Source organism: Ponticaulis koreensis DSM 19734, from assembly GCF_000420665.1.
Classification (GTDB): Bacteria; Pseudomonadota; Alphaproteobacteria; order Caulobacterales; family Hyphomonadaceae; genus Ponticaulis; species Ponticaulis koreensis.
In genome coordinates this window covers 2,113,666-2,138,540 of sequence record NZ_ATVJ01000001.1, presented here as the reverse complement: position 1 = coordinate 2,138,540, position 24,875 = coordinate 2,113,666, and the positions used below count along the sequence as shown (strand labels likewise).

Genomic DNA, 24,875 nt, shown 5'->3' with positions numbered 1-24,875 from the left:
CTTTTCAGTATCAATTTCCCGAAGGGTCTATTCGGAAGTAGCAGCGTCGAGACGCGCCTTCTCCTGATGGGCCCGCGAAATCAGGTATTGGCGAACAGCAGATATCGCTTCTTCGCCGATGACATCTTCAAAGCTGACCATTCCATTCGCTTCGAGCGCTCCATCGCGAACGATGGTCATGAAAGTCTCTTCCCGTTCCAGCGCCGCGGAATAACGCAGATCCGGAATGACGCCGCCACCATGACAGGTCGCACAGAAACGTCCGTAATATTCACCGCCAAGAGCAATCGTTTCCTCATCACCGGTAAGCGCTGGCGGGTCCAAAACCCCTTCAAACAGAGGATAAGCCTCTGGCATTTCTGCCTCGCCTTCCAGCGAGAAGACGAATAGACGGCTACGGTTTTCAACGAGCCCTGCGTTCAGACCGAACACACCGCCCCAACCAGCAAGGATTGCAACATACTGCGTGCCGCCCTGCTCGAACGTCATAGGTGCGGCAATCGCACCGGTCTGGATTGGCTGAGACCAGAGCTGCGTACCATCCGCAGCATCATAAGCGCGGAAATCACCAGTAGATGTGCCTTGGAACACCAGCCCACCGCCAGTTGCAAGCACGCCACCATTCCACATCATTGGGTATTCGACGCGCCAGCGCTCTTCCTGCTCAGCAGGATCCCATGCAACAAGCGATCCCATTGCTCGCGATCGTGGCTCTACAGGCTGATAATCTTCCACCGTTGATGTTGTTTCAAGCGTTCTGGTACCCGGTGCTGGACGTTGCATAGGATCATCGCCACTCCCAACGACGGCACCGCGTCCACGTTGCCCAACTGCGGTGTTGAAGCTGGCACCAGCGAAATCCCACTCATCAGGGCTATCGAACGGAGTTGGTAGGTTATGGACTGGAATATAGACCAGCTCTTCGTCCTGGCTGAACGCCATCGGATGCCAGTTATGGCCGCCGAATGGGCTCGGGAAAACCAGCGCAGGCCCGTCGAGATAGCGAGCGCGCGGATTTTCCACAGGACGTCCTGTTTCAGGATCAAGACCCAGCGCCCACGTTACATTAGTATAGTTATTTCCAGACAGGAACTCACCCGTTTCACGATCCAGAACGTAAAAGAAACCATTCTTCGGCGCCTGCATCAGGACGCTACGCATTTCACCGTCTATCTCGAGTTCAGCAAGAATGATGTGCTGTGTTGCAGTGAAATCCCAGGTTTCACCGGGTGTCGTCTGGAAATGCCATGCATACTCGCCTGTAGACGCTCTGATCGCGACAATCGAAGAAAGGTAAAGGTTATCCCCCCCTTCCGGGGAGCGGTATTGCTGGTTCCACGGCGCACCATTACCTACGCCGATATAAAGCAAATCAAGGTCAGGGTCATAGGCCATAGAATCCCAGACGGTACCACCACCACCAACTTCCCACCATTCGCCAGTCCATGTTTCAGCCGCCGCCTCAAGATACTCAGGTTGCTCACCCTCGGCAGGATTGTCCGGAACGGTGTAGAACCGCCACATAAGCTCGCCAGTTTCAGCATCATAAGCTGACATGTAACCACGAACCCGCCCCATATCGGCGCCACCGTTACCGATCATGATCATACCGTTCACGGCGCGCGGCGCCCCTGTAATCGTATAAGGCAGTTCGTGGTCCACAATGGTATCGGTCGTCCAGACTTCTTCACCGGTTTCGCGATCCAGCGCAATCAGACGACCATCCAGCGATCCGAAATAGAGATGCTCACCCCACGCCGCCAGACCTCGGTTCACCACGTCGCAGCACGGCTTAACTCCTGTTTCACCAGGAACTTCAGGGTCGTACTCCCAGAGTAGCTCGCCAGTCACCGCGTCATACGCTTTCACAAGGCTCCAGGCGGTTGTGATGTACATCTTACCATCGATGACCAGCGGCGTAGCTTCCTGCCCCCGGGCTGTATCGAGGTCGGCGAACCATGCAAGCTGGAGATCACCAACCGTTTCGCGATTTACCTGGTCAAGCGGGCTGTAGCGTTGCTCAGACCATGTGCGACCATAGGAGAGCCACTCGCTGTTATTGCTGGCCGCATTTACAAGATCATCCGTTCCGATCTGTCGGGTCACCTGCGCAGCAGGCGTATCCGCGCCGACGGGAGTTGCGGTATGTTCAGTCTGTGAGCAGCCTTGAATTGCCATACAAGCCATGGCTGCCACGCCGACAAACAGGTCGCGTTTTTCAATCATCAATTTCGTCCTCGCCGATCAATCCCGAGCGTCATGGGACCGATCAATTCGTGTCGCCTTTTAATGGCGATCGCTGTTTTGCTTTTTTACGTTGTATAAATTGCACGCGTCCGGCTCAAGCTTTTTGAACACGATTACAAAAACAGTATAAATTGACGGTTTTTTGCTCCCACCCTCTGGAAATTTGTCCCGCCTTCTGTCAGCAATTGAATATAGGCGACTACAACACTTTCGCGAAAAGACGGGAGCGTGGGCGCATAGCGGGAGGATTACAATGAAGCGGAGTCTTAAAGGCCTGCTATCGGCAACATGCCTGATATCAATGGCGACGATCGGAGCGTGCAGTCACGTCACACCGCCGGACGAAAACCTTATCTCGGCCCCGGGCCAGTATAGCGGCTACTCAGAGCCTGTTTATGACGGATACGAACGCAGTTCATTCTACGTGCCAGTACGAGATGGTACGCGCCTCGCCGTCGATTTATTCCGACCGACACAGGACGGTGAACTGTCAAACGAGCCGTTACCTGTCGTCTGGATGCACTCCCCGTATAATCGCCGCTCCTTCCGCGGCGCACCCGCTGTCGAAGCCTATCCGGGATACGCCATCGAACTGGTTCCTCACGGCTACAACGTCGCTATCGTCGACTTTCGCGGCGTGTTTGCAAGCTTCGGGCGCAATATCGGCTACAATCGCGGCGAGTGGGTCGAAGCCGCCCGCTGGGATGCCTACGATATAACTGAGTGGTTTGCAGACCAATCGTACTCGAATGGTAATATCGGTATGTGGGGTTGCTCGGCGACTGGCGGCAGTCAGATGCAGGCACTCACGACACGCCCGCCGTCACTCCGCGCCATTATACCTATGAGTGCAGAACTCGATGCCTATGCATTTGCGGCAAATGGGGGCATCGCACGTGAACGCCCTATCGCCCCGCCGGGAACAAACCCCGGACGGGACATGGTGGCAAGACGCGACGCCATGGCTGTACCGGTCAACGGCCCTGACGCCACTGCACTCCTGAATGAAGCGATTGCAGAGCACGCGGGGAATATCGATTCTGTCGGTCAGGTGCCGTTCCGCGATAGCATCTCACAGGCCACAGGCCTTGAATGGTGGTCCGTTTCCAGCCCGCATACATATCTGGATGACATGCGCCAGACAGAAACGGGTGTTCTGTCTGTCGCTAACTGGGATGAAGCAGGAACCCGTCACGGACCGTTCTTCACCTTCAATAACCTCGATCCGGACAATACGAAATTGCTGGTAGGTCCGGCGACGCATTGCGACTGGTCGACTGTAGAAGCGGAAACCGGGCTCGACCTCGTTGTCGAGGAACTCCGGTTTTTCGATTACTGGCTCAAAGGCATTGAAAACAATGTCATGGAGGAGCCTGCCGTCACTTATTACACTTATAACGCCGCAGACGGATCAGAATGGCGCCAGAGTGATGTCTGGCCACTTGAAACAGAAGTCCGCACAAGCCTTCACCTATCGCCAAACGAAACACTAATGCGTGATCAGCCTGAGGCAGAGAACGCTATACAAGGCATTTTCAGCGCGCCGCCCGGCTCCGAAACAGTGAGTTTGTCAGTGCCAGACGAAGGCCTAGTCTTTCAGACTGAACCTCTCGAGAGCGATACGGAAGTCACAGGGCACCCGGTTGTAAACCTGTGGATCGAAAGCGATCAGCCCGACACTGACGTAACAGCTTTCCTACTGGACGTAGCACCGGACGGAACCACGCAAACGTTCCAGATGCTCGGACGCCTTCGTGCAAGCCACCGAGCGACGACAGAGCCACCCTACAATCATCTCGGACTACCATGGCACAGCTTCACATCTGATGATGCTGCGCCGCTAACGCCGGGCGTCCCAGCGGAACTGCGCTTTGATATGCTTCCGATGTCATACACCTTCCAACGAGGACACCGTATCCGCTTGCTCTTGAACTTTGCCGCTATTGGCAGAGCCCAGGACACTGAAGGCCAGATCCGTGTTCTGACTGGCGGGGAGACAAGCTCACACATCGAGCTGCCTATCATTTCAATCAACGGAGACTGAGCCATTATGAAAGCTTTATGGATATCCACCGCACTTCTTTCGTATGGCATAATCGTCGGATGTACCGCCGGAACAACCGAAACGCCCCAACCTCCTTCAGCGACACAGCCACTTTCAGGCATGGATATGTCGCTCCTGACATCGGCGGCGACCGAACCGGACGGCCCGGGAACACAACTTGGCCCCTACCCGGATATAGTTATTGCACCTGCGCCGGGGCTGCCAACGCACACGATTTATTATCCGGAAAACTCAGGCGAAGATGCCCTGCCGGTTCTGGTCTGGGGAAATGGCGCCTGCAGAAATGATGGACGGTCATTTTACCGGACTCTGACAAAAGTCGCGTCCCACGGCTTCTTCGTTGTCGCTGTAGGGCTTTACGACACGCAAGCTGATGCGCCATCGACGACAGGGCCTCAGATGATAGAAGCCATAGACTGGCTCGAAAGCGGCCCTTCCCTGCCTGCGGATTTAAGCGCCCGCATCGACGCCGAAAGTATCGCAGTCATGGGCCAATCCTGCGGCGGCCTCATGACAATTGAAGCGTCCGACGACCCTCGCGTAGATACAATAGGCGTTATCAATAGCGGCGTGTTCAATGCAGGCCCCCGCCCCGGACTTTCTATATCGACGGCCACAAAGGACGATCTCGCCGACATTCACACACCTACGCTCTATATCAATGGCGGCACAAATGATGTTGCCTTTGAAAACTCTAATGACGACTTCGAGCGGATTGAAAATGTTCCCCTTTTCTACGGTGTAATGGAGGGAGCGGGTCACATCGCCACGCACCGCCATCGCAATGGCGGCCGGTTTGCAGAAGTCATCACCGCGTGGCTGGAATGGCAGCTGAAAGACAATTCAGAAGCCGAAAGCTGGTTCGTTGGGGCTGATTGCACCCTCTGTTCAGATCCAGAATGGATTGTGCAAAAGAAAAACCTCAACTGACAGGCAGCTGAGGTTCTTTGAAAACAACTATATTGGCCGCATGATTTGCGGCCAACTTTACCTTCACACAGTCCAGACGAGCCAGGTGAGGCCAATCGCAATCGCGACGCCAAGCGCCACATTCCAAAGTGGCGCCCGAACCGCTTTTTCCGGCGCAGCCTCTTCTACCTTTCGGCTGCCTGTGAGCATCGGGCGGACCAGATTTGCCTTCAGAACAAACTGATAAGCCAGAACCGCCAGCACGTGCAGCGCAATGAGGATGTAGAGTGCCCGAAAGCTCATTTCATGAAACTCGGAGAACAGACGCCCCGTATCGAATTCCAGAAATTTAGATAACGGGCCAGATTCCAGACCGTTCACATCAATCGTGAAAAGACCTGTTCCCACCTGTGTGCCGACCACAACGATGAGTGCAACAACACTCAGCGCGCCAAGCGGGCTATGCCCGGTTGATGGCTTGTAATTGCCTTTAGTCAGCGACTTCGCATAGGCGATGACTTTGCCCGGGCCTTTTACGAAGTCAGAAAACTTCGCTGTTGAAGCCCCGAAAAGCCCCCAATAGACGCGATAAAACCAGAGAAACAGGACAAGCATACCAATCCGGCGATGCCAGCCCATTTCGCCCCAGCCATAGGCTATCCACCCCTGCTCCACCATGAAACCATCAAGAGACTCCCAAATGCCGTGGCCTTCTGCTGTCGACCACATGCAGGCGATCAGGAAAACCAGACTCCAGTGAAATGTCCGGACCGTCCAGTCCCAGATTTTCTGGGACCGGACTGGAACAACGTCCGTACTAGTCATCATCTACACGGAAGTCGTCATGACAGGCGCCGCATGTGCCACCGAGCGTGCGCAGAGCGCCGCCTGTGGCAGCCATATCGCCGGATGCAGCCGCTGTCTGGAATACCACCGCAGCCGCTTGGAAATTAGAAACAGCCTCGGCAAAGCCTTCAGGGTTTTCCCAGATTGTTGGCAGAGCTTCGGTTTCTACACCTGCTTCAGGACCAGATCCCGCGGGAAACCAATTTGGCATTGTCTGTGAATGCGCCGCAATAATATCAGCCTTTTCAGATATCAGCGCTGAATCAGGGCTACCTGAGCGCATACTCTCACTGATCGCGCGCATGCTGGCGCCCATTTCTTTCAGGTTGTCCTGACGTGCCTCGATAACTGCCACAATTTCAGCGTTCGCGGCCGACGCTTCAGTCGTTACACTCGCAGCAGGCGCCTCAGCGTCAGATGTTGCCACGTCTTCTTCTGCGCCGCCGCATGCAGCTAGCATCAGGGCGGAACCGGCAATCATGCCGAAAACAACTTTCTTCATAGGGTACCCCTCTCAGTCAACGGATGCCGTCATCATCCCTTCGATCAACCCTGCAAAAATCGTACGGTCGGGTGTCCAGCACGTCAATCAGGAAGCCCTATTAGGTACGACTATGGGTAAAAAAAATCCGGCGGTGCTGAACACCGCCGGATCTGAATTCACTTCAATTGGTCTTAGTAAACCAGTTTCACACCAACTTCGATCGTCCGGCCAAGTGCGCCTACGCCAAGACGTGGATCATAACCGAATTCGTTGAAGATAAATGGTGGATCTTCGTCGAAGATGTTCGCCATCGTGCCTGTAACAATGATGTTGTCGTTCACGTCATAAACGTAAGTCGCATCAAAGGTCAGAGAGCTGTCGATATCTTCGTAGAAGATTGGGCTGAATGGGTTGGTTGTACCCGGCTGGAAGCCACCCGGTGTAAGACCGCCATCATAGACGCCGCCTGCAGAGAAACGCTCATCCGTCAGAGATGAAACATAACGTGCTGTAAGACGAACGTTATGGTCACCACGGTTGTAGTTGATGAACGCATTAGTACGCCATTCAGGTGATGCAAAACCGACTGATGAGAAGTTCAGCTCACCCAGAAGCTCCGCGCCGCCGTCGATTTGAACACCATCAAGTGTCGTTGGACCTGTTTCGAGCTCCAGCAGACGTGTAGCCGTCAGACCCATGGTCACATCTGCTTCACCAACTGGCATCTCATATGTCACAGAGAGGTCGATGCCGGACGTAAAGCGGTCCGCACCATTACCAAAGTCAGTTTGCACTGAGTTGAAGTCACGAACGAAATTTGCACGTTCATCAGCAACGGTTGCGCCTGTCTGGCAGGTGCCTGTCGGATTGTTCACCGGGTCGGTATTGAAGGACACACGATTGATGAACGGGCTGGAGCACGCGCCGTTTGGATCATTCGCAATTGCTGCTGCAAGATCCGCGTGACCAATCAATTCGTCCAGCTCACCTACAAGCTCGATATCAAAGTAATCAACGATCACCCTGAGATCATGGCTGGATTCAAAACCTTGGCTCTCCCAGATAGCACCGACGTTCCAAACTGTCGCCTCTTCCGGCTCAATGTCACTACGCGTCACCGTCGTACCACCCAACCAGTTGCCGCCACGAATACCGTACGAGCGAACAACAGAGTTGATTTCACCAGGGCTCAGACCAACAGGTGGAGCGGCAAAGTTTGTGCCGTACGAACCACGGAGAGCCAACTGATCGAAGACCTGCCAACGACCTGCCACCTTGTAAACCGTAGAGCCGAGACCACCAGAAAACTCTTCACGACGGACAGCAGCCTGCATGTTGAAGTCATCTGTGATCGGCAGGTTGGTTTCCACGAAGAATGAATAGCTCTGCTGATCGAGGCTATCCGGCTCATTGATTCCACGGAAACCAAATGGCCCCTGACCGAATTCTCCTGGACAGTTAAATGTACCAGGATAAGGACAAGGCGTAGAACCATTGTACAGATCGCTCGGGATGATCTCACGCGATTCAATTGCACGCGCCTGACCACCCGCAGCCCAGCCGATTTCACCGCCTGGCAGCTCAATGCCTGTGGTGCCGTCAAACACCAGATCGAAAGTCGTGCTTTGCGTCAGTGTTTCAACAATCAATGGATCGAAGAGCCACTGTGTCAGAGCATCAGAGTTTTCGGAACCCGGCACGTAGTTAGGGTTGGCGAGACCAAGCTCAGGATTTCCTGCCCAGGCCGTGGAGAACGGGTTAAAGAACTCACAACCATTAGTACCTTCCAGACCCGGTGCCTGAACACCCGGAGTTGTCGGATCCTGGTCCACAACAGCACAATCTGGGCCACCGAAGCCATTCAGTGCGTCCTGTAGGCGGAAGCCGATATAGTCCGCGTCCTGATAATAGCTGTTTGACGAGTTGTAAGTTATTGCCGCGTCATAGCCGACGTCAGAGAACGGACCGAAGAAGTCCCCCAAAGTACCATCAATGCCCGCAGACACACGCCAAACCTGATTATTGATATCAGCTGCGTTAGAGTTGCCTTCGCCACGGCCCATAACCGGATTGCCCTGGTGAGCAAACGGACGGAAGATTACGATACCCAGTCGGTCTACCAACGGCGCGAAAGGTGCGGCGGCTGTAGGCGTATTCGCAAAGAACTGGGCCGCGTAAGGATTCGTAAGCGGAACTTCATATTGGAACGTTGCACCAGTTGTCGGCGCAGGGCCACGAAGCGCAGGAAGCGATGGAGAGTTGAACTGATGCGGAGCATCGGTTTCAGCAAATGCGGCTTCCACATGGAAGTTCATATTGTCATTCACAACAGCATCAAGCTGTGCGAATCCACGGAAAATATCCTGATCTTCAACAAGGTTGTAGAACGGGAGATAACCGTATGCACAAGATGTCGGGGAATAGATACCGCCAACAGCCTCACAACTTGCCTGCGTAAAGTCGGCAGCGATGCCAACGACCGAAGAACCAATTTGCGGCGTATAACGAGACAAGTCAGAAAGAGTCGACCAAGGAGATGGGTTCACACCGTATGGAAGGCTTGAGAAGTCACGTTCTTCAGTCTCAAGGCGGGATCGGTGCTCCCACTCAGCTGAAACCATAAGGTTAACGTCGCCTTCGCCCCAACCGGCGAGGAAACCCATGTCGAAGTCACCATTGGACCCATCGACATGCATGAAATTACCACGCGCCTCAAAGCCCGTGAAACCTGTGCGCGTGATAAAGTTTACAACGCCGCCAACAGCGTCACCACCGTAGATAACCGCCGCGCCGTCTTTCAAAATCTCTGTACGTCCAATCGCCATGCTAGGGATGTTGGACAGGTTCTGGCTCATACGGCGCCCATTGAGGAGCGTCAGAGTTTTGTCGGCACCAAGGCTACGGAGGTTGAATGATGGAGACGCGAGAAGCGGACCACCGCCAAAATAGTTTGATTCACCGCTGGTTGGACCAGAAATAGTGAGATCCTTAGCAAACTGAAGTGCTGTTGGCGCACCTTCGAGTGCCAGATCTTCCTGCGTAAACACTTCAACAGGAAGCGCCGCGTCTTCTGGTGTACCGCGAATAGCGGAACCCGTTACAACAACCTGCTGCTGACGAAACACACCTTCGTCTTCAGATTGCTCCTGAATGCGCTCCACGTCGTCCTGCGCATGTGCGAATGTCGGTTGAATAGCAAAAGCTAAAGCCGCCATAGAGGCGTACTTCAATCCAGCCCTCATAATTTCCTCCACTTATATTTATATACAGACCCATTTTGTTCGGACCCTAAACATATTTAGAGGCATGACTGGTGAGAATGTAAATACCTTTTATGCTAGTGAACACCGTTCGCTATACGCTGATACATTGTGGTAGTGTCGTTTTTATCACACAAACCTTGCCGTAGGGTCAGTTTTGGCGCGTTACCAATTCTTCGAACATCTGCAATTGGAAGGTTTTCAGAAGCTCCACGGCCGAATCAGCGCCTTCACGGCTCTCCTCACGTAAAGCGTCGATCGCAAGACCACGTAATGCCGCAGCGTAGAGCTGGACAAAGGCGTAGATTTTATCACGCGCTGTTTCGCCCGACATCCCGACCGACTGACAAAGCCCCCAGACGCTTTCCTTATGGCGCTTATCGAGTTCGTCATTCATACGAACGAACTTCTCAGCCATGTCCGAATCACTCCTTGTACTGAGCATAAGCTCGATCCGTGCGACGCCGGATGGCGAGACCATTGCCTCCCAGAGCACATCGATGAGCGCGAGAAACTTGTCCGCAGGCGTTTCCAGATTCGCGAGCCGCTCCCGGTGCAACTCACCACGCATATCGCGCATACGCTCGGCAGCTGCCATCATCAGATCCGCCTTGGTCGGGAAATGATGCAGCATTGCGCCCCGGCTCACGCCAGCGCGTTGCGCCACGACTGTGGTAGTCGTCTGGTGGAAGCCGATTTCATGCAAAGACGCGATAGTTGCTTCAATCAGCTTTGCGCGCGTTCTGGCCGTCCGCTCGACATTTGGCACCCGCTTTCGCGTGGCTGGCTTCATCGGTGTTTCGCTATTGGCCATTTCTACTGCCTCACTTGATTTCACCGCACGCAACGCCCTGATCTACGCTTTCCGCTTGCCCTTATAACCTTTGGCAAGGACGTAAATCTCAGGCGAATGCGCCCGGCTCGCCGGAGGTTTGGCGTGCTTCACTTCGGTGAAGTTCGCCTTCAGTCGCTCAAGAAGTTCGGGACTGGTTCCACCCTGAAAGACTTTCGAACAGAACGTCCCGCCCGGCTTGAGCACATCCAGCGCGAAATCTACCGCAAGCTCGACCAGTGCCACTGTACGAAGGTGATCCGTCTGCCTGTGGCCTGTCGTGTTCGCCGCCATGTCAGAGAGCACAACGTCCGCGAGGCCGCCCAGCTCGCCTTCGAGCTGCTTCATAATCGCCTCGTCGGCCACATCGCCCTGCAACAGCACCGCGCCGACAATCGGTTCGATCTCCAGAAGGTCGATACCGACCACTTTGGACGCTCCGAGCGAAAGCGCGACCTGCACCCAGCCACCTGGCGCAGCACCGAGGTCAACGACAGCATCACCTTTCTTGATGATCTCGAACCGTTCCTGAAGCTCATTCAGCTTGAAGGCTGCACGCGAGCGATACCCAGCATCCTGCGCTTTCTTTACGTACGGATCAGAAAGCTGGCGCTCGATCCAGCGTTTCGAGCTTTCGGTTCGCGCATTATAGGCGGGCGTTTTCTTCTTCGCGGTTCGACCAGCAGTGCCTTTTCCGGCTCCGATGCCTTTGCCGTTCCAGCGACGTTTTCCATCATCAGCCAAGATCGGCCTCCTTCTCAGCCGGTACGTCAGACGCGTCACCTTCCTGATCATTTTTAGATTTGCGACGCCGTTTGCGCGGCGGCTTGCCGTGGATGAGCGACATGAGTAGACCTTCTCTCAGGCCCCGATCAGCCACGCGCATCTGCTCGCACGGCCAAAGCTCCCATATCGCTTCTAGAATCGCACACCCTGAAAGTACGAGATCCGAACGACCATCGCCAATACAGCCGATCTGTGCCCGCCCCTGCTTCGTCAGAGAAGACAGACGCTGACGCGCGGCCAGCGCGTCCTCACGAGCAAACATGCTGCCATCCACAATGGACCGGATATACTTATCCAAATCGAGATGTACCGCGCACAAACTTGTCACAGTGCCGCTCGTACCGATCAGATGCCCACGGTTTTCCTTAAAGGTTTCAGAGAAGTCCTGCCCTCTCTTAAACTCCTGCAGCATATTCCGCGCATAGGCCAGCATTTCCGGATACCAGTCCGGATCACCCGGCCGTTCCGGGAACTGCTCTGACAAGGTGACGACGCCAAGCGGGAAACTTGCCCACGCGATCATCGGCGTATTTTCGAGTGAGTTCTTCAGACCTCGCTTTTTCGCTTTTGCGATATCGACCCAACACAGCTCGGTTGAGCCGCCACCAATATCTACGACTAGCGCGACTTCCTTATCGTTCTCCAGCAGATCGAGCGCGCCCGTCACAGCCAGACGCGCCTCTTCTTTTGGAGAGATAATCTTGAAGGATAGTCCGACTTCCTTCTGAACGCGCTCAATGAACTCACGACCGTTCGTCGCCGCACGGCACGCCTGCGTCGCGACGCATTTGAGCCGCTTCACATTGTGATTCTTGAGTTTGTCCCGAATGACGGAAAGCGCACTTATGGTGCGCTCAATCGCATCTTCAGACAGCATGCCTGAAGATGCGAGACCTTCGCCCAGACGGACGATCTGAGAATATGAGTCGACAACCCGAAACCGCCGGCCTTTTTCTTCTGCGACCAGCAGACGACAATTATTCGTACCAAGATCAATAGCCGCGTATACGGGCTTGCGATCAGGCTTTTTTTGTTTCGGCCGCCGACGCCTCTTCTTTTGAGACGCTTTGGAGGTGAGCATAGTACCGCTCTGAATGCTTAAGTTGCGACCAGACTAGCAGACGTGATGCAGAAGCAAAAGCTCTGACATCTTGTTGAGTGGGGTAGCTGCATCTATCTTTATAGAGAACCAAAGTGACGAGGTTGTTCAAAATGACAGATCGCATGGCAAAATTTCAGATCGGCCAGGTCGTCAAGCACCGTCTCTACCCTTTCCGAGGCGTGATCTTTGACGTCGACCCGGAATTCTCCAACTCCGACGAGTGGTGGGAATCCATTCCGGAGAATGTACGTCCGAGCAAGGACCAGCCCTTCTATCATCTGCTCGCGGAAAACGAGCAAAGCCATTACGTGGCTTATGTCTCCGAACAAAACTTGCTGGATGACGCTGATGGCGGCCCTGTTGACCATCCACAAATCAGCGAGATTTTCATGGAGCAGGATGGACAAGCTTATAGGGTCCGGCCGGAACTGGCTAACTAATCTGACGAAACAAAGCCCGGCCCAGCGTCGGGCTTTTTCTTTGCTCACCCGCCGAAATCTCTCACCCAGGACTTGCTAATTCACCCAACACAACTCAGATTACACTTATGTAACGCTCGTAGGGGTACGGCGGCATCGGCTGGGAGCTCGATGTTGAAACACAACAAGAATAAAGAAGTCTACGATCGCATGCGTGCGCGTCGAGCACGTTTTATGAAACGAAAGTCGGGCGTTTCCAGAGACGGTCGGTCATTCACGATAGGCACACACACGACCGAAGCGGCAGAAGCAACGGGAGAAGCAGGTGATGGCGGTCGCGGTGATCCATCAATCTGGATTTATCTGGCGCTACTAGTCGTCTTCTTGGTCATTCTGTTCGGTGGAATGATTGGCGATGGACCAAACTCTTGATCCAGAGTTGGAACAAAAAAGGGGAGCCGAAGCTCCCCTTGTCCAATTCAGACTGCCTGACTGTTAGATCTGGCCGTCTTTAGCCAGTTTCGCGAGGCCACGACCGATAACGATCTGCTGGATTTGTGTTGTACCTTCATAGAGACGGAAGATACGAACATCGCGGTAGAAACGCTCAATCCCGTAATCAGCGATATAGCCTGCGCCGCCGAAGACCTGCACGGCCCGGTCAGCCACACGGCCCACCATTTCTGACGCAAACATCTTACAGCTTGCCGCCAGCAGTGTTACGTTCTCGCCGCGGTCCCGCTTTTGCGCCGCATCCAGCACCATGCAACGAGCCGCATAAGCTTCAGCATAGCTGTCCGCCATCATCGCCTGAACCAGCTGATGGTTCGCAATCGGCTCACCAAACTGTTTACGCTCGACAGCATAGTTTGTCATTTCGGAGATCAGGCGCTCAGCTACGCCGGTACAAACCGCTGAAATGTGCAAACGACCACGGTCCAACACAGACATAGCGACTTTGAAGCCGTCTCCCTCTCCGCCGAGGCGGTTCGCGACTGGCACGCGCGCATTGTCGAAGATCACATCACAAACGTGCGCGCCCTGCTGGCCCATTTTCTTCTCAGGCTTACCAATCGTCACGCCTGGAGTTGTCGTTTCAACGAGGAAAGACGACAGGCCCTTGCCGCCTGGTGTGTTCTGATCAGTACGCGCCATAACCGTCAGAAGGTCGGCTTTGTTTGCGTTTGTGATGTAACGCTTTGTACCGTTCAGAATGTAATGATCGCCATCACGTTCAGCACGCGTCTTCACGCTACCCGCATCAGAACCGGCTTCAGGCTCTGTGAGACAGAATGAAGTGATAATCTCGCCGCTTGCGATTTTCGGCAGCCATTGCGCTTTCTGTTCGTCATTGCCCCACATGACGAGACCCTGAGAACCGATACCGATATTTGTACCCGCGACGGAACGGAATGCAGGAGATGTCTGGCCGAGCTCAAGCGCGACAAGCACTTCTTCTTCCATGTTGAGGCCAAGGCCGCCAAACTCTTCAGGAATGGAAATACCAAACAGGCCGAGCTCTTTCATGCCGTCAACGACGTCCTTTGGAACAGCGTCTTCTTCAGCAACCTGACCTTCAATCGGTTTGCACTGCTCGTCGACGAAACGACGAACCATCTCAATCAGCGCATCCCGTGTTTCCTGATCATATGCCATTTACGTGTTTCTCCCGCGCAACTTTTATATAGCGACTTTGATATAGTGTCGGACACTAACTAGAACTGCAGGCATAATATGACAATGGGAAAGGCGGCCCGGATTAAACGTGAAAATGTTTTCACTTGCCGAAAAACGATAATCGATGCATCGTTTTTCAATAATTCGGAGACCACTGATGAAACTCATTCCAATTCTGCTCGCTGCCACACTCCTGTCCGGCTGTATCGTCATCAATGCTGACGACGACGATCTTGATCTTGTGGGCTCCCAAAATATTACTCAATCAAATTTTGATGGACTCGAACTTCGTGGTGGTGGCGACGTCCACATCCAGCACGGTCGTACCTTCGCTGTGAATCAGGAAGCTGAAGCGCAAGGCTGGCTTTTGGGCCTGGATGGCGACACGCTGGTTCTTGAATGCGACCGTCAGTGCCGCGACAACCACGCAGACACAATTGTGGTCACTCTTCCATCTATCGACAACATCGCGATCACTGGCGGTGGCGACATGATGATTGATGGCGACTTCCCGAATACAAACGAGCTGAACATTGCCCTCGTCGGTGGCGGCGACATTGATGCGCGCTCCGTTCAGGCAAACGAAGTGAATATCTCTATTGTTGGCGGCGGTGAAATTGACGTAGCGGCAGCGACAGAGCTCAATGTCTCCATCATTGGCGGCGGCGAAATCGGCTATATCGGCTCTCCTGAGGTAAACCGCAGCGTGATTGGCGGCGGTCAGGTTCGCCAGATCCGTTAGAGGCCTAGACCTCACTCTTTTGAGAACTTAAAGACGGTCCTGATTCTAACGAACAGGGCCGTTTTCTATGGGGTATACACTAAAGACCGAGGGTGAATTTGCAGGCTGGCATTATTGGGAGGGCGACGCCTATGAATCCCAGCTGGTCGGTCCGTTCTATATGAAGAAAGACGACAATGGCGAAATGGTCGGCGCCTTCCGCGCAGAGCCACGCCACATGAACGGCCACGGCAATATGCATGGCGGCTGCATGATGTCGTTCGCCGATTTCGGACTATTCGTCATCACCGATGAAATCATCAATGACGAAACACCGGGCGTGACGCTCTCAATGAATTCGGAATTCCTCAGCGCCGCGTCCGTCGGCGACCTTATGGAGGTGCGCGGCGAAGTTCTGAAAGCAGGCCGCTCGGTTGTGTTTGTACGCGGTGTCGTCACCGCCAACGGAACGCCCTGCCTCAATTTCTCTGGAACGATCAAAATCCTGCGCAAGCGGCCAAACAGCTAGGCTTTAGTCGCCATAGGGCGCGCCTGCATCGCCTCAAACCAACGAGACAGATTAGGCCGCCCTTCCCAGAGCTTACAGCGCATGTACAGACCGAAATTCATGCAAATAAACAGTGTGATATCGGCATTGGTGAAACGGTCACCAGCAACGAACTCGGTCCGCTCCAGAACACGGTCGAAATAATCAGCCGTTTTGAGCGTCTGCGCTTCTGACATCTCGGACCACTCTTTAGACTGCTTTGCTTCCAGAGCCGCAGCGCGTGGGTGGCCATGACGGAACCAGCCTGCGATCGACATCATCAGCATGAGTTCGACACGGCGATCCCACATCTCGATCTGCGCGCGTTCCAGCCCATCACGCCCCATCAGGTTAGGCTCGGGAAAAATACTCTCCAGGTAAGTACAGATGGCGCGGCTTTCGCCAATCACAGTGCCATCATCCAGCTTTAGTGATGGCACGCGCGCCAACTCGTTCACAGACTTATAGTCTGAACTGCGGTGCTCACCTTCCAGAAGCGCGAGCTCGATGATTTCAACCTCATCAAGCTTGCCCTTCTCTTTCAGGAAGAAGGTTACGCGATCCGGATTCGGTGCGCCTTTGGCACTATATAATTTCATATGTTTCACTCCCAGTGACTGATTAGACAGTCGGTCCGGACGTGAAGTTTTTCAACCCGTCACGCAGCGTTAATCGAAGGACGCCCGCACGCCGAATGTTGCATTCATCGGTTCGCCCGGGAAATACCGGTGATTGCCGAATGCGAAATCAGCCCGATCGGCATACCGATCGTCTGTCAGGTTTCGGATGATCACGAAGGCTTCAAGCTGGTCGGTCAGATCATAGTTTGCACGCGCAGACGCAACGGTGTGTCCATCATAGCTTGCCGTATTCGCTTCATTCGTGAAGTACTCACCAACATATTCAACGCTCAGACTGGCATCGAACCGCTCCGTCGGGGCCCAGGCAATGCGCAGATCACCAAGCCATTCCGGTGCTGAGTCGATCTGATTGCCATCCACAATGCCATTTGCCGCACGGTCGAACGCATATGTGTGATCAGCCCAGCTGAGGTTACCAGACACCGTTACCGTGTCAGTCAGCTCAAAGCTTGCCTGTCCCTCAATGCCTGCGTGGTCCGTACGACCGCCAATCACGTTGAGCCCCTGCGCATCACGGAAGAAGTAATTCTCCTTCTCCATCACATAGGCGGCGACATCAAAATAAAGGCGGCCATCTAACACGGCGCCACGTGCACCAATTTCGAGGCTGTCCAGCGTTTCGGATTTCACCTCGCCTACCGTTTGCAGGCTTTGCAGACGGTAAAGGTCAGATGCCTGCGGCGCTCGTTGGCCACGTGCATAGTTCGCATATAGCGCCACATTGCCGATGGCATCATCCCAGATGATGCCGAGTTTTGGCGTCACCAGATCAAAACTGTCAGACCGGTTTGCAGGCACGTTAAAGCGGCCATTTATGCCAGCAGGTGCGCGCGTCGCGTAATCATAATCATGCGTTTCGGCGCGAAGTCCCGTCAGAACCCGAATATTATCACTGATTTCGTATTCCAGCTCACCCCAGAGCGCGAAAGCCAGCGTATCAACCGTGTAATCATAGTGCACGCCGACTGGAAAACGGCTATCGCCGGGGAAGAAGCCAAATGGCGCGGGCTGTGTTTCAAGCAGATCACCGCTCGCCGCGTCGACCATACCACCAATCGTCCAGCGCAGGTCTTCATAACTGCGGGTCACATCGCCCATAACACCGAAGGCGGAATGACTGTTCTCCTCAAAACCCTTGTAAGGCAGGAAGTGCTGCCGGAACTCCATTTCCTGCCAGCGCACATAAGGCGTCACATCCACAACGTAGTCACCGAAAGAACGGCCCAATTCGATAGCTGCCATGGCGAATTGCGCGTCACGGAATGCTTCGGGATTTGGATTGCTTTCTGAAACGTCCTCGTCCTCATACGCTTCAAAGCCCTGAATGAAGCCGCCCGTTTCCTGATTGAGGTTCATGGCCGACAGCCATGCCTGCCCGGACCATCCCGCAAACTCTACCGCTGTCGCCAGATAAAGTTTTTGCTGGTCAACGCTCGTGTCATCACGCCAGCCTGCATCATGTTGAACGGACAGGCCAAGAACCTGACTACCATTTCCCGTCACGATATCACCGCGCGTGCGAGAAAGGGTCGATGTGCTTATAGTGAAATCTGTACCGATTGTTTCTGTTGATGGCAGATAGAGGTCTACCACGCCGTGCACCGCGTTTGAGCCGTAGGCCGCTGAGCCCGGACCACGTACTACGCCAATAGAGTCAGCGATTTCATGATGCGTTTCGAACAGCATATTCACGTTTCCGAACGCAGGTGACCGCGTAGGAACGCCATTTTGCAAAACGAGGAAACTACCCTGCCCGGCTCCACCATTCAGCACCGGGGAGCGAATTGCGATCAAATGCTCCTGACCGGAATTGGTATGGATATTTACGCCCGGCAGGGTGTTCAGAATTTCGGCAGGGTGATCTGCAAGCGTCTCAGCTACCAAATCTTCGTCGATGAATGATACGGAGCCAGGGTCCGTTTCAAGGCGATCTCCGTCGACAACGACGCGAGGCAGCAATGACTGATCTTCTGCATCCTGAGCAAATGCCTGAGGCATTACAAGACCGAGTGCCAGAGCTGAACCTGCACCAAGAAGATGGACCAAACGCGACATAGACTTCCTCCCTTCACCCGTTTTTAGGGCGTCATGAGATGTATCTGTATCCCTGTCGCGCAATAATCAAGCTGGATAGAGTGAACTCTACCCAACTTCATTCACAGCGTTGCAGATCAGCCACCAAGGAAAAGTGATGCTGGCAACGCACCGGCAATGCATGCGCTCATGCATGTTGCGAGCGTACCGGCCAGAAGTGTCTTCCATGACAGGCTGAGGAATGTGTCACGGCGTTCCGGAGCAATGATGGTGAGACCACCAATCAGAATACCGATAGAGCCGAAATTCGCGAAGCCGCAAATCGCGTGCGCGACGATAATGCGTGAGCGGTCAGACAGTTGATCTGCAGGCGTGTTCGCAAGATCTAGGAAGGCAACAAACTCGGTCAGAACCGTTTTGATTCCCATCAGAGAACCAGCTTTCGCGGCTTCCTCCATCGGTACACCCGTCATGTACATGAGTGGCATGAATATCCAGCCGAGAATACGCTGAATAGATAGCGCCTCGCCATTCACATCCGGCGCGGCGCCAAGGGCGGCATTCACCATGAAAAGAAGCGCGAGCGCTGCGATCAGCATGGTCGCGATGTTCAAAACGATCTGAAGACCTGTGCTGGCACCAGAAGAAAACGCGTCCATTGTGGATTCGTATTCAAAGTCCGGTTCGTGCGCACGGTCGGAAATCGCCACTGTTTCAGGCACCATCGTCAACGCGAGAGCGACTGCCGCAGGTGCAGCCACAATAGACGCCGTCAGGAGCTGGGCGAGCGGGTTCGCCATAACCGGCTGCAGGAAGGTCGTGTAGATGATGAGAACGGAACCGGCGATCGTCGCAAAACCGGTCGTCATCAGAACGAAAACTTCCGAACGCGTCATGCCTTTGATGTACGGTTTTACGAGGACTGGTGCTTCGGTCATACCCATAAAGATGTTCGCAGATACTGCCAGAGATGTTGCACCACCAAGGCCCATGGTTTTCGCGAAAATGAAGGCAAAGGCTTTGGTCACCCAGCGTAGAATGCGCCAGTGCCAGAGGATAGCTGACAAAGCCGCGACAACGATAACGATTGGAAGGATCTGGAAGAAGAAGGCCGGATTGGCATTCGCCTGCTCTACCGGGAAGGTCGTATTGTCGCCGATATAGCCGAACACAAAACCTGTACCGTAGCGGGTTGCGTTCTCAAGGCCATCGACAACGACGTTAGCTTTGAACAGCACGTTGCGGACTGGAGGAACAGCAAACAGAAGAAGCGCAAACACAAACTGGAGACCAACCGCGCCCAGTACGAGTTTCCAGGGAAAGAGTTTCCGGTTTTCAGAAACAGCCCAGGCGATACCAACAATCACCACCAGCCCGAGCAGCGCCCGCGCGTTATCCCAGCCCCAATCCATACCGTAATCCTTTTCCCGCAGGGCGTTTCCCGCCCGATCGACACATTTCTGTAATCGGCAGAGCCTGCCGGTGCAAACCCTTATTCACAGCAAAACATGTCTGATACGCTCAGAAACGCCGGTTAAGCATGCCTGCGCCTATCTGTTTATCTCCTGTGCAGTATAGCTCTGCAGACTGGCGCAAAACCATCGAAACATGATGACAGACAGATTCGCCGCTATAGAATCGCACGGATATCAAACGCAGCAGGACGCGCCTTCAATGCAACCATTTCACCTTGCCTTTCCGACCGCCAATCTTGAAAAGACGTCAGCCTTCATGACTGAAGTGATCGGAGCGAGCACTGGCCGGACGAGCGAGCGTTGGGTGGATTTTGACTTTTTCGGTCACCAGATCACCAGCCATCTTGTCGATGATATGGATGAGGCGGCCAAAAATCCGGTGGACGGACAGCAGGTGCCTGCCTTCCATTTCGGCATTATCATGCAATGGGATGACTGGCAGGCGCTTGCCGACCGCGTAGACGCCAGGGGCGTGCCATTCGAGATTGGTCCCTATATCCGCTTTGCGGGGGAAGTAGGCGAACAAGGTACGTTCTTCATCCGCGAACCGGGCAGCAACACCGCGCTGGAATTCAAGACATTCCGCAATTTCGACCAGATCTTCGCGACTTAAAAAAGGCCTGCAAAAGCAGGCCTTTTCGTTGATATCATCAACTGACTATTCAGCTTTTTCCGGCCAGCGGAATTTGCGCTCTGGATAGAACGGATAGTGCGGCGCGATACCATCAGACACCTTCTCAGGATATTCAGGCTTACGTTTTTCAAGGAAGCTTGTGACACCCTCTTTCGCATCGCGCGTACGGCCACGTTCGAAGATCGCGCGGCTATCGATGATATGCGCTTCCATCGGGTGATCCGCACCAAGCATCTGCCACATCATCTGACGAGTCAGCGCAACGGAAACCGGTGCGGTGTTGTCAATGATTTCTCGGCACCATGCACGGGCTGCGTCCATGAGTTCGGCCTGCGGATAGATCGCTTTGATCAGGCCGCCATCCAGAGCTTCCTGCGCATTGAAAACGCGACCGGAATAACACCAGTCGAGTGCCTGGCTGATGCCAACGAGACGCGGAAGGAAATAGCTGGAGCATGCTTCTGGAGTGATACCGCGGCGTGAGAACACAAAGCCGAAGCGCGCATTGTCAGACGCAATGCGCACATCCATTGGCAGCTGCATGGTCGCGCCAATACCAACGGCTGCGCCATTGATCGCGCCAATGATAGGCTTCAGGCTTTCATACATGCGCAGTGTGCAACGGCCGCCGCCATCGCGTTGAAGGTCTTCCTGCGTTGCGTGACCGGCTTCCTTACCACCTGCCTGACGCGCTTCATAATCAAAGGTCTTGCCGCCTTGAGAGAGGTCGGCGCCGGCACAGAATGCGCGGTCGCCAGCACCCGTAACGATGACAGCTTTCACGTCATCATCAGCGTCTGTCTCGTCAAAGGCTGCGATGATGTCGAGCATCATCTGGCCCGTGAAGGCGTTCATCTTCTGCGGACGGTTTAGCGTAACCGTTGCAATTCCATCCTCAACCTCAAGGATGACTGTCTCAAACTCTTTTCTTTTCGTCATAGTAAAACTCCCCGTCTGATTGACGGGGAGTGAAGACGTGTCTGGGAAGTAAAATCAAGTATAACCCGAGGTCACTTCCTAATTATTTGCGCGGATCAGTACTGCGAGCACTGGATCGTACGCTGACCAGCATAGGCACCGATTACACCACCGACGACCGCGCCGACTGCTGCATTTCGTGTGTCATCACCACCAGCCATGGCTCCAAGGCCTGCACCAGCCAGGGCACCGATACCACCACCCGCGAGGGTCCGGCTGCGGCGGGCTTCGTCACACTCACCATAAGAGCGGAACATGGTCTCGCCATCATAGCTCCAGCGCTGTGTTGCAGGTTGCTGATAGCTGTATGTTGGCTGCGAATACCGGTTGGAGGTCTGGTATGTGCTGCCGCTATGGTAGCCGGTGTTATAGCCGCTATTGGACTGGTAGTTGCCGTGGTTCGAATAGCTGCCATTGTGACCATAGTTGCTGTTATTGCCGTAGCTATGGGTCGGCTGGGAGCTGTAAGTCCGCGTTGTCGTATAGGTACGACCGGACTGATAGCTACTATTGTTATAGCCGTTATTGTACGTGCTGTTGCCGTAACCGTTATTGCTGCCATGGCCGTTGCTGTATGTCCGTGTCGTTGAGTACGAACGGGACGGATATGTGGTCTGATAGCCTTGGTTATGGTGGCCGTTATTGTACTGACCATTGCTGTAGTAACCATTTGACGATGTGTGACCGTATGTCGGCTGGCTGCTTACATAACGCGTGTTTGACGTTGTAGAGTAAGACGAGCTCTGGCTCGGATACTGGTATTCAGAACACTGGATCTGACGGTTGCCGACAATGCCACCTGCTGCGGCACCAATCATCGCACCAACAATCGCGTTACGGGTGTCATCACCACCAGCCATCGCGCCAGCACCGGCACCCAGAAGGCCGCCAATCGCCGCGCCGTTCATTGTACGTGTGCTGCGCGCTTCTTCGCAGGAAGAATACGAGCTGTAATTCGTTTGACCGTCATAGCTCCAGTAAGAGGACTGGGCGTTGGCGGCGGGGGTGATCGCCATCATCGCGGCGAGAGCTACTCCAGAGGTAATGGCTTTCAGTTGCATGGGAAATTCTCCTTCCATGCAGCCAATATGAAGAACCCGCATTGAACCCAGTCTGAATGCTTCGTTGTGGTAAACGAGCCCTTTCGTTCATATTCGGTTTAGCGTCTCGACGTGGTCTTCATCCTCTCAAACACCGCCCAATCCCCTGAATTCACGGTTGACCAGACCCGTTTTCTCGCAAAACTGACAGCACGGACTTTTAAGGATGCTAATGTGCGGATCTTCATAACACTGGCGCTGATGACGTCTCTCTGCCTGGCAGGCGAATCTGTTTCCGCGCAGGCCTCACCCGATTTCGGTGACAATACGAGTCGCTTTGCCAATGACGGCGAATGCGATGATCCGCGTTTTGCAGGTCCAGACGCATCCAGTTTCCAGTCTCGCCGAAATGAGGGCCATGACGCAGAAGACTGTCAGGCGGCTTTTGAAAGTGGAACTGTGTTTTTGAGAAACACAAGTTTCGTCACGTATGACGGCGTGGAGTTCGGCACAGATAGCGGTCGTTGGGCTCACGATGGGGAATGCGACGACCCGCGCTTTCGCGGACGCGGGATGGCGACATATACGCAGGACGAAAACATTCTTGCCGATTCCGCAGATTGCATGGCCGCATTTCAGGCTGGCACGATTGCTCTGCGCACCAGTTTCGACGAGCCTTACACATTCGATGGCATCAATTTTGGTGTCGATTCCAGCGAATGGGCTAATGATGACGAATGCGACGATCCTCGCTTTCAGGGAACGGGCATGGCTCAGTTCCTTAACGAGGAAAACATTGAAGCTGATGCATCCGACTGTTTGTTCTTCTACCGAAACGGTGCAATCCAGCTTATTGTAGAGATTGAAGAACCTTACTCTCAGGAAGGCATTCTGTTCGGCATTGATGAAGGTCAGTTCGCTAATGACGACGTATGTGACGACCCGCGCTTTGTCGGCCCCGACATGTCTATTATCGGCGGATTATCCGACGCAGTGGAGAAAGACGCGTCGGACTGCCTCTCCGGATATGAGGCCGGCCGCATATTTCTGCGCCGCGCCTATATCGCCCCACGCATGGTCGATGGGGTCAATTTTGGTGACGACAGCAGTCCGTACGCAAATGATGACGAATGTGATGATCGCCGCTTCATAGGCGACGGCATGACACGCGTACTGCTCACCGATGCAAACATCATGGCGGATGCATCTGACTGCATCGCGGCCTGGATGTCAGGCGAGTTGGAACTGCGCACGCCCATCACCGAGCCGCTCAAATTCGAAACCATTACATTTGGCGTAGATTCAAGTGATTTCGCCAATGACAATGAATGCGATGATCCACGATTTCAGGGGCTGGGCATGGCAAGCCCTCCGCTTGAGCAGAGCAATATCGAGGCCGATGCAACCGACTGCCTGACCGCATATCAGCAAGACCGCATCACCATTCGCAACGCGTATTTCTCGCCAGTCACCTATAACGGAATCGACTTCGGCGATGATAGCGGCATCTGGTCAAATGATGGCGAATGCGATGATCGTCGCTTCATTGGTGAAGGCATGACGCAGGTGCTTCTCACCGATGAACACATCCGCGCAGACGCATCAGATTGCCTGGCCGCGTATCAGGAGGACCGCCTCGAACTGAGAGAAGAGATTACTCGTCCACGCCACTATGATGGCATTAATTTCGGTACCGATACGAGCGTTTTCGCCAACGACAACGAATGCGACGACCCGCGATTTGAAGGCGAGGCAATGGCAGAAGGCGAACCGTTGGATGAAAATAAAAAGGCAGACGCAACCGACTGTCTGAACGCATACCGGCAGGGACGCGTCACGTTCATTTCACAGCCTGCAGCCAGCGGAACGCTTTATGATGGCATTCTGTTTGGCGTCGACAACGGGCGCTGGGCAGAAGATGGCGAATGCGATGATCCACGCTTCGAAGGCGACGGCATGTCCACAACAGTTCTGCTCGACAGCGATATTCGCAATGATGCAACCGACTGTCTGGCCGCTTATCAGGACGGCACGATCACCCTGATCCGACCGAATTGAAACGCTAGTTCAGCTCCGCGGGACAACTCAGCGTCTCATTCTTTTCAGATTACCTGCCCCAGCGTCACCGCTAGACAGTGCCCTTTGCTCGCGCCATCCTCTCGAAAATATAAAAAAAAT

At 54.2% G+C, this 24,875-nt stretch carries 21 protein-coding genes; 8 read left to right on the top strand and 13 right to left on the bottom strand.

The window, feature by feature from the left end; all coding sequences use genetic code 11:
• Positions 1 to 27 precede the first annotated feature (27 nt).
• Positions 28 to 2,226, bottom strand: a complete 2,199-nt coding sequence (locus tag G523_RS0110860) for a PQQ-dependent dehydrogenase, methanol/ethanol family (protein ID WP_022695091.1) — start codon at positions 2,224 to 2,226, stop codon at positions 28 to 30.
• Between the two features lie 274 nt (positions 2,227 to 2,500).
• Here G523_RS0110860 and G523_RS0110855 point away from each other — a divergent pair, with 274 nt between their 5' ends.
• Both G523_RS0110855 and G523_RS19035 read left to right on the top strand, forming a co-directional pair.
• Positions 2,501 to 4,291: a CocE/NonD family hydrolase gene (locus G523_RS0110855; protein WP_027441650.1), complete on the top strand. Its 1,791-nt coding sequence runs from the start codon at positions 2,501 to 2,503 to the stop codon at positions 4,289 to 4,291.
• Positions 4,292 to 4,297: 6 nt separating this feature from the next.
• The gene (locus G523_RS19035) at positions 4,298 to 5,242 is read left to right on the top strand and encodes a poly(ethylene terephthalate) hydrolase family protein (protein ID WP_081648766.1); all 945 of its coding nucleotides are present in this window, start codon (positions 4,298 to 4,300) and stop codon (positions 5,240 to 5,242) included.
• Positions 5,243 to 5,305: 63 nt separating this feature from the next.
• Here G523_RS19035 and G523_RS0110845 read toward each other — a convergent pair whose 3' ends face one another.
• The 6 genes from G523_RS0110845 to G523_RS19020 form a co-directional block, all read right to left on the bottom strand.
• Positions 5,306 to 6,049, bottom strand: coding sequence for a cytochrome b/b6 domain-containing protein (locus G523_RS0110845; RefSeq protein WP_022695088.1), 744 nt, complete (start codon positions 6,047 to 6,049; stop codon positions 5,306 to 5,308).
• Positions 6,039 to 6,569 carry a c-type cytochrome gene (locus G523_RS19030; RefSeq protein ID WP_022695087.1) on the bottom strand — a complete coding sequence of 177 codons (531 nt, stop codon included), beginning with the start codon at positions 6,567 to 6,569 and terminating at the stop codon, positions 6,039 to 6,041. Before G523_RS19030 ends, G523_RS0110845 begins: the two co-directional genes overlap by 11 nt.
• A 173-nt stretch (positions 6,570 to 6,742) precedes the next feature.
• Positions 6,743 to 9,793: a TonB-dependent receptor gene (locus tag G523_RS0110835; protein WP_027441648.1), complete on the bottom strand. Its 3,051-nt coding sequence runs from the start codon at positions 9,791 to 9,793 to the stop codon at positions 6,743 to 6,745.
• Positions 9,794 to 9,962: 169 nt separating this feature from the next.
• Positions 9,963 to 10,625 (bottom strand): TetR/AcrR family transcriptional regulator, encoded by a 663-nt coding sequence (locus G523_RS20385; protein ID WP_022695085.1) that lies wholly within the window; start codon positions 10,623 to 10,625, stop codon positions 9,963 to 9,965.
• 42 nt (positions 10,626 to 10,667) lie between these two features.
• Positions 10,668 to 11,387: an RlmE family RNA methyltransferase gene (locus G523_RS0110825; RefSeq protein ID WP_022695084.1), complete on the bottom strand. Its 720-nt coding sequence runs from the start codon at positions 11,385 to 11,387 to the stop codon at positions 10,668 to 10,670.
• Positions 11,380 to 12,510: a Ppx/GppA phosphatase family protein gene (locus G523_RS19020; protein WP_022695083.1), complete on the bottom strand. Its 1,131-nt coding sequence runs from the start codon at positions 12,508 to 12,510 to the stop codon at positions 11,380 to 11,382. Before G523_RS19020 ends, G523_RS0110825 begins: the two co-directional genes overlap by 8 nt.
• Before the next feature lie 131 nt (positions 12,511 to 12,641).
• Between G523_RS19020 and hspQ the strand changes: the two genes are divergently transcribed.
• Together hspQ and G523_RS0110810 are read left to right on the top strand one after the other, a co-directional pair.
• Complete coding sequence (gene hspQ, locus G523_RS0110815; protein ID WP_022695082.1) at positions 12,642 to 12,971, top strand: heat shock protein HspQ; 330 nt, start codon at positions 12,642 to 12,644, stop codon at positions 12,969 to 12,971.
• Between the two features lie 213 nt (positions 12,972 to 13,184).
• On the top strand, positions 13,185 to 13,382 hold the full coding sequence (locus G523_RS0110810) for a hypothetical protein (RefSeq protein WP_155802648.1): 198 nt from the start codon (positions 13,185 to 13,187) through the stop codon (positions 13,380 to 13,382).
• Positions 13,383 to 13,445: 63 nt separating this feature from the next.
• Here G523_RS0110810 and G523_RS0110805 read toward each other — a convergent pair whose 3' ends face one another.
• Positions 13,446 to 14,606, bottom strand: a complete 1,161-nt coding sequence (locus G523_RS0110805; protein ID WP_022695080.1) for an acyl-CoA dehydrogenase family protein — start codon at positions 14,604 to 14,606, stop codon at positions 13,446 to 13,448.
• A 178-nt stretch (positions 14,607 to 14,784) separates the two neighbouring features.
• On the opposite strand from G523_RS0110805, the gene G523_RS0110800 reads away from it, so the two are divergent.
• Positions 14,785 to 15,369 (top strand): GIN domain-containing protein, encoded by a 585-nt coding sequence (locus G523_RS0110800; protein ID WP_022695079.1) that lies wholly within the window; start codon positions 14,785 to 14,787, stop codon positions 15,367 to 15,369.
• Between the two features lie 67 nt (positions 15,370 to 15,436).
• A complete protein-coding gene (locus G523_RS0110795) occupies positions 15,437 to 15,877 on the top strand; it encodes a PaaI family thioesterase (RefSeq protein ID WP_022695078.1) in 441 nt (146 codons plus the stop codon).
• Here the strand turns inward: G523_RS0110795 and G523_RS0110790 are convergent.
• From G523_RS0110790 to G523_RS0110780, 3 genes are all read right to left on the bottom strand, one after another.
• A complete protein-coding gene (locus G523_RS0110790; RefSeq protein WP_022695077.1) occupies positions 15,874 to 16,494 on the bottom strand; it encodes a glutathione S-transferase family protein in 621 nt (206 codons plus the stop codon). The genes G523_RS0110795 and G523_RS0110790 overlap by 4 nt on opposite strands.
• Positions 16,495 to 16,563: 69 nt before the next feature.
• Entirely contained in the window at positions 16,564 to 18,591 is a 2,028-nt protein-coding gene (locus G523_RS0110785; protein WP_022695076.1) for a TonB-dependent receptor, read from the bottom strand.
• A gap of 116 nt (positions 18,592 to 18,707) precedes the next feature.
• Positions 18,708 to 19,982: a NupC/NupG family nucleoside CNT transporter gene (locus G523_RS0110780; protein ID WP_022695075.1), complete on the bottom strand. Its 1,275-nt coding sequence runs from the start codon at positions 19,980 to 19,982 to the stop codon at positions 18,708 to 18,710.
• A 262-nt stretch (positions 19,983 to 20,244) separates the two neighbouring features.
• Here G523_RS0110780 and G523_RS0110775 point away from each other — a divergent pair, with 262 nt between their 5' ends.
• Positions 20,245 to 20,658: a VOC family protein gene (locus tag G523_RS0110775; RefSeq protein ID WP_022695074.1), complete on the top strand. Its 414-nt coding sequence runs from the start codon at positions 20,245 to 20,247 to the stop codon at positions 20,656 to 20,658.
• Between the two features lie 45 nt (positions 20,659 to 20,703).
• On the opposite strand, the gene G523_RS0110770 is transcribed toward G523_RS0110775, so the two are convergent.
• Both G523_RS0110770 and G523_RS21220 read right to left on the bottom strand, forming a co-directional pair.
• Positions 20,704 to 21,618, bottom strand: coding sequence for a crotonase/enoyl-CoA hydratase family protein (locus G523_RS0110770; RefSeq protein ID WP_022695073.1), 915 nt, complete (start codon positions 21,616 to 21,618; stop codon positions 20,704 to 20,706).
• A gap of 95 nt (positions 21,619 to 21,713) precedes the next feature.
• On the bottom strand, positions 21,714 to 22,718 hold the full coding sequence (locus G523_RS21220) for a YMGG-like glycine zipper-containing protein (RefSeq protein WP_233347286.1): 1,005 nt from the start codon (positions 22,716 to 22,718) through the stop codon (positions 21,714 to 21,716).
• Between the two features lie 213 nt (positions 22,719 to 22,931).
• Here G523_RS21220 and G523_RS20380 point away from each other — a divergent pair, with 213 nt between their 5' ends.
• Positions 22,932 to 24,755: a hypothetical protein gene (locus G523_RS20380; RefSeq protein ID WP_155802647.1), complete on the top strand. Its 1,824-nt coding sequence runs from the start codon at positions 22,932 to 22,934 to the stop codon at positions 24,753 to 24,755.
• The last annotated feature ends 120 nt before the right edge of the window (positions 24,756 to 24,875 follow it).

Bases quoted from the DNA above. Each gene is read 5' to 3' on its own strand.
- G523_RS0110785 (WP_022695076.1), bottom strand. From the start codon at position 18,591: ATGTCGCGTTTGGTCCATCTTCTTGGTGCAGGTTCAGCTCTGGCACTC.
- G523_RS0110805 (WP_022695080.1), bottom strand. From the start codon at position 14,606: ATGGCATATGATCAGGAAACACGGGATGCGCTGATTGAGATGGTTCGT.
- G523_RS21220 (WP_233347286.1), bottom strand. From the start codon at position 22,718: ATGCAACTGAAAGCCATTACCTCTGGAGTAGCTCTCGCCGCGATGATG.
- G523_RS20385 (WP_022695085.1), bottom strand. From the start codon at position 10,625: ATGGCCAATAGCGAAACACCGATGAAGCCAGCCACGCGAAAGCGGGTG.
- G523_RS19035 (WP_081648766.1), top strand. From the start codon at position 4,298: ATGAAAGCTTTATGGATATCCACCGCACTTCTTTCGTATGGCATAATC.
- G523_RS0110780 (WP_022695075.1), bottom strand. From the start codon at position 19,982: ATGGATTGGGGCTGGGATAACGCGCGGGCGCTGCTCGGGCTGGTGGTG.
- G523_RS0110790 (WP_022695077.1), bottom strand. From the start codon at position 16,494: ATGAAATTATATAGTGCCAAAGGCGCACCGAATCCGGATCGCGTAACC.
- G523_RS0110855 (WP_027441650.1), top strand. From the start codon at position 2,501: ATGAAGCGGAGTCTTAAAGGCCTGCTATCGGCAACATGCCTGATATCA.
- G523_RS0110810 (WP_155802648.1), top strand. From the start codon at position 13,185: ATGAAACGAAAGTCGGGCGTTTCCAGAGACGGTCGGTCATTCACGATA.
- G523_RS0110795 (WP_022695078.1), top strand. From the start codon at position 15,437: ATGGGGTATACACTAAAGACCGAGGGTGAATTTGCAGGCTGGCATTAT.
- G523_RS19020 (WP_022695083.1), bottom strand. From the start codon at position 12,510: ATGCTCACCTCCAAAGCGTCTCAAAAGAAGAGGCGTCGGCGGCCGAAA.
- G523_RS0110770 (WP_022695073.1), bottom strand. From the start codon at position 21,618: ATGACGAAAAGAAAAGAGTTTGAGACAGTCATCCTTGAGGTTGAGGAT.
- G523_RS0110860 (WP_022695091.1), bottom strand. From the start codon at position 2,226: ATGATTGAAAAACGCGACCTGTTTGTCGGCGTGGCAGCCATGGCTTGT.
- G523_RS19030 (WP_022695087.1), bottom strand. From the start codon at position 6,569: ATGAAGAAAGTTGTTTTCGGCATGATTGCCGGTTCCGCCCTGATGCTA.
- G523_RS0110845 (WP_022695088.1), bottom strand. From the start codon at position 6,049: ATGATGACTAGTACGGACGTTGTTCCAGTCCGGTCCCAGAAAATCTGG.
- G523_RS0110775 (WP_022695074.1), top strand. From the start codon at position 20,245: ATGCAACCATTTCACCTTGCCTTTCCGACCGCCAATCTTGAAAAGACG.
- G523_RS0110800 (WP_022695079.1), top strand. From the start codon at position 14,785: ATGAAACTCATTCCAATTCTGCTCGCTGCCACACTCCTGTCCGGCTGT.
- G523_RS0110835 (WP_027441648.1), bottom strand. From the start codon at position 9,793: ATGAGGGCTGGATTGAAGTACGCCTCTATGGCGGCTTTAGCTTTTGCT.
- hspQ (WP_022695082.1), top strand. From the start codon at position 12,642: ATGACAGATCGCATGGCAAAATTTCAGATCGGCCAGGTCGTCAAGCAC.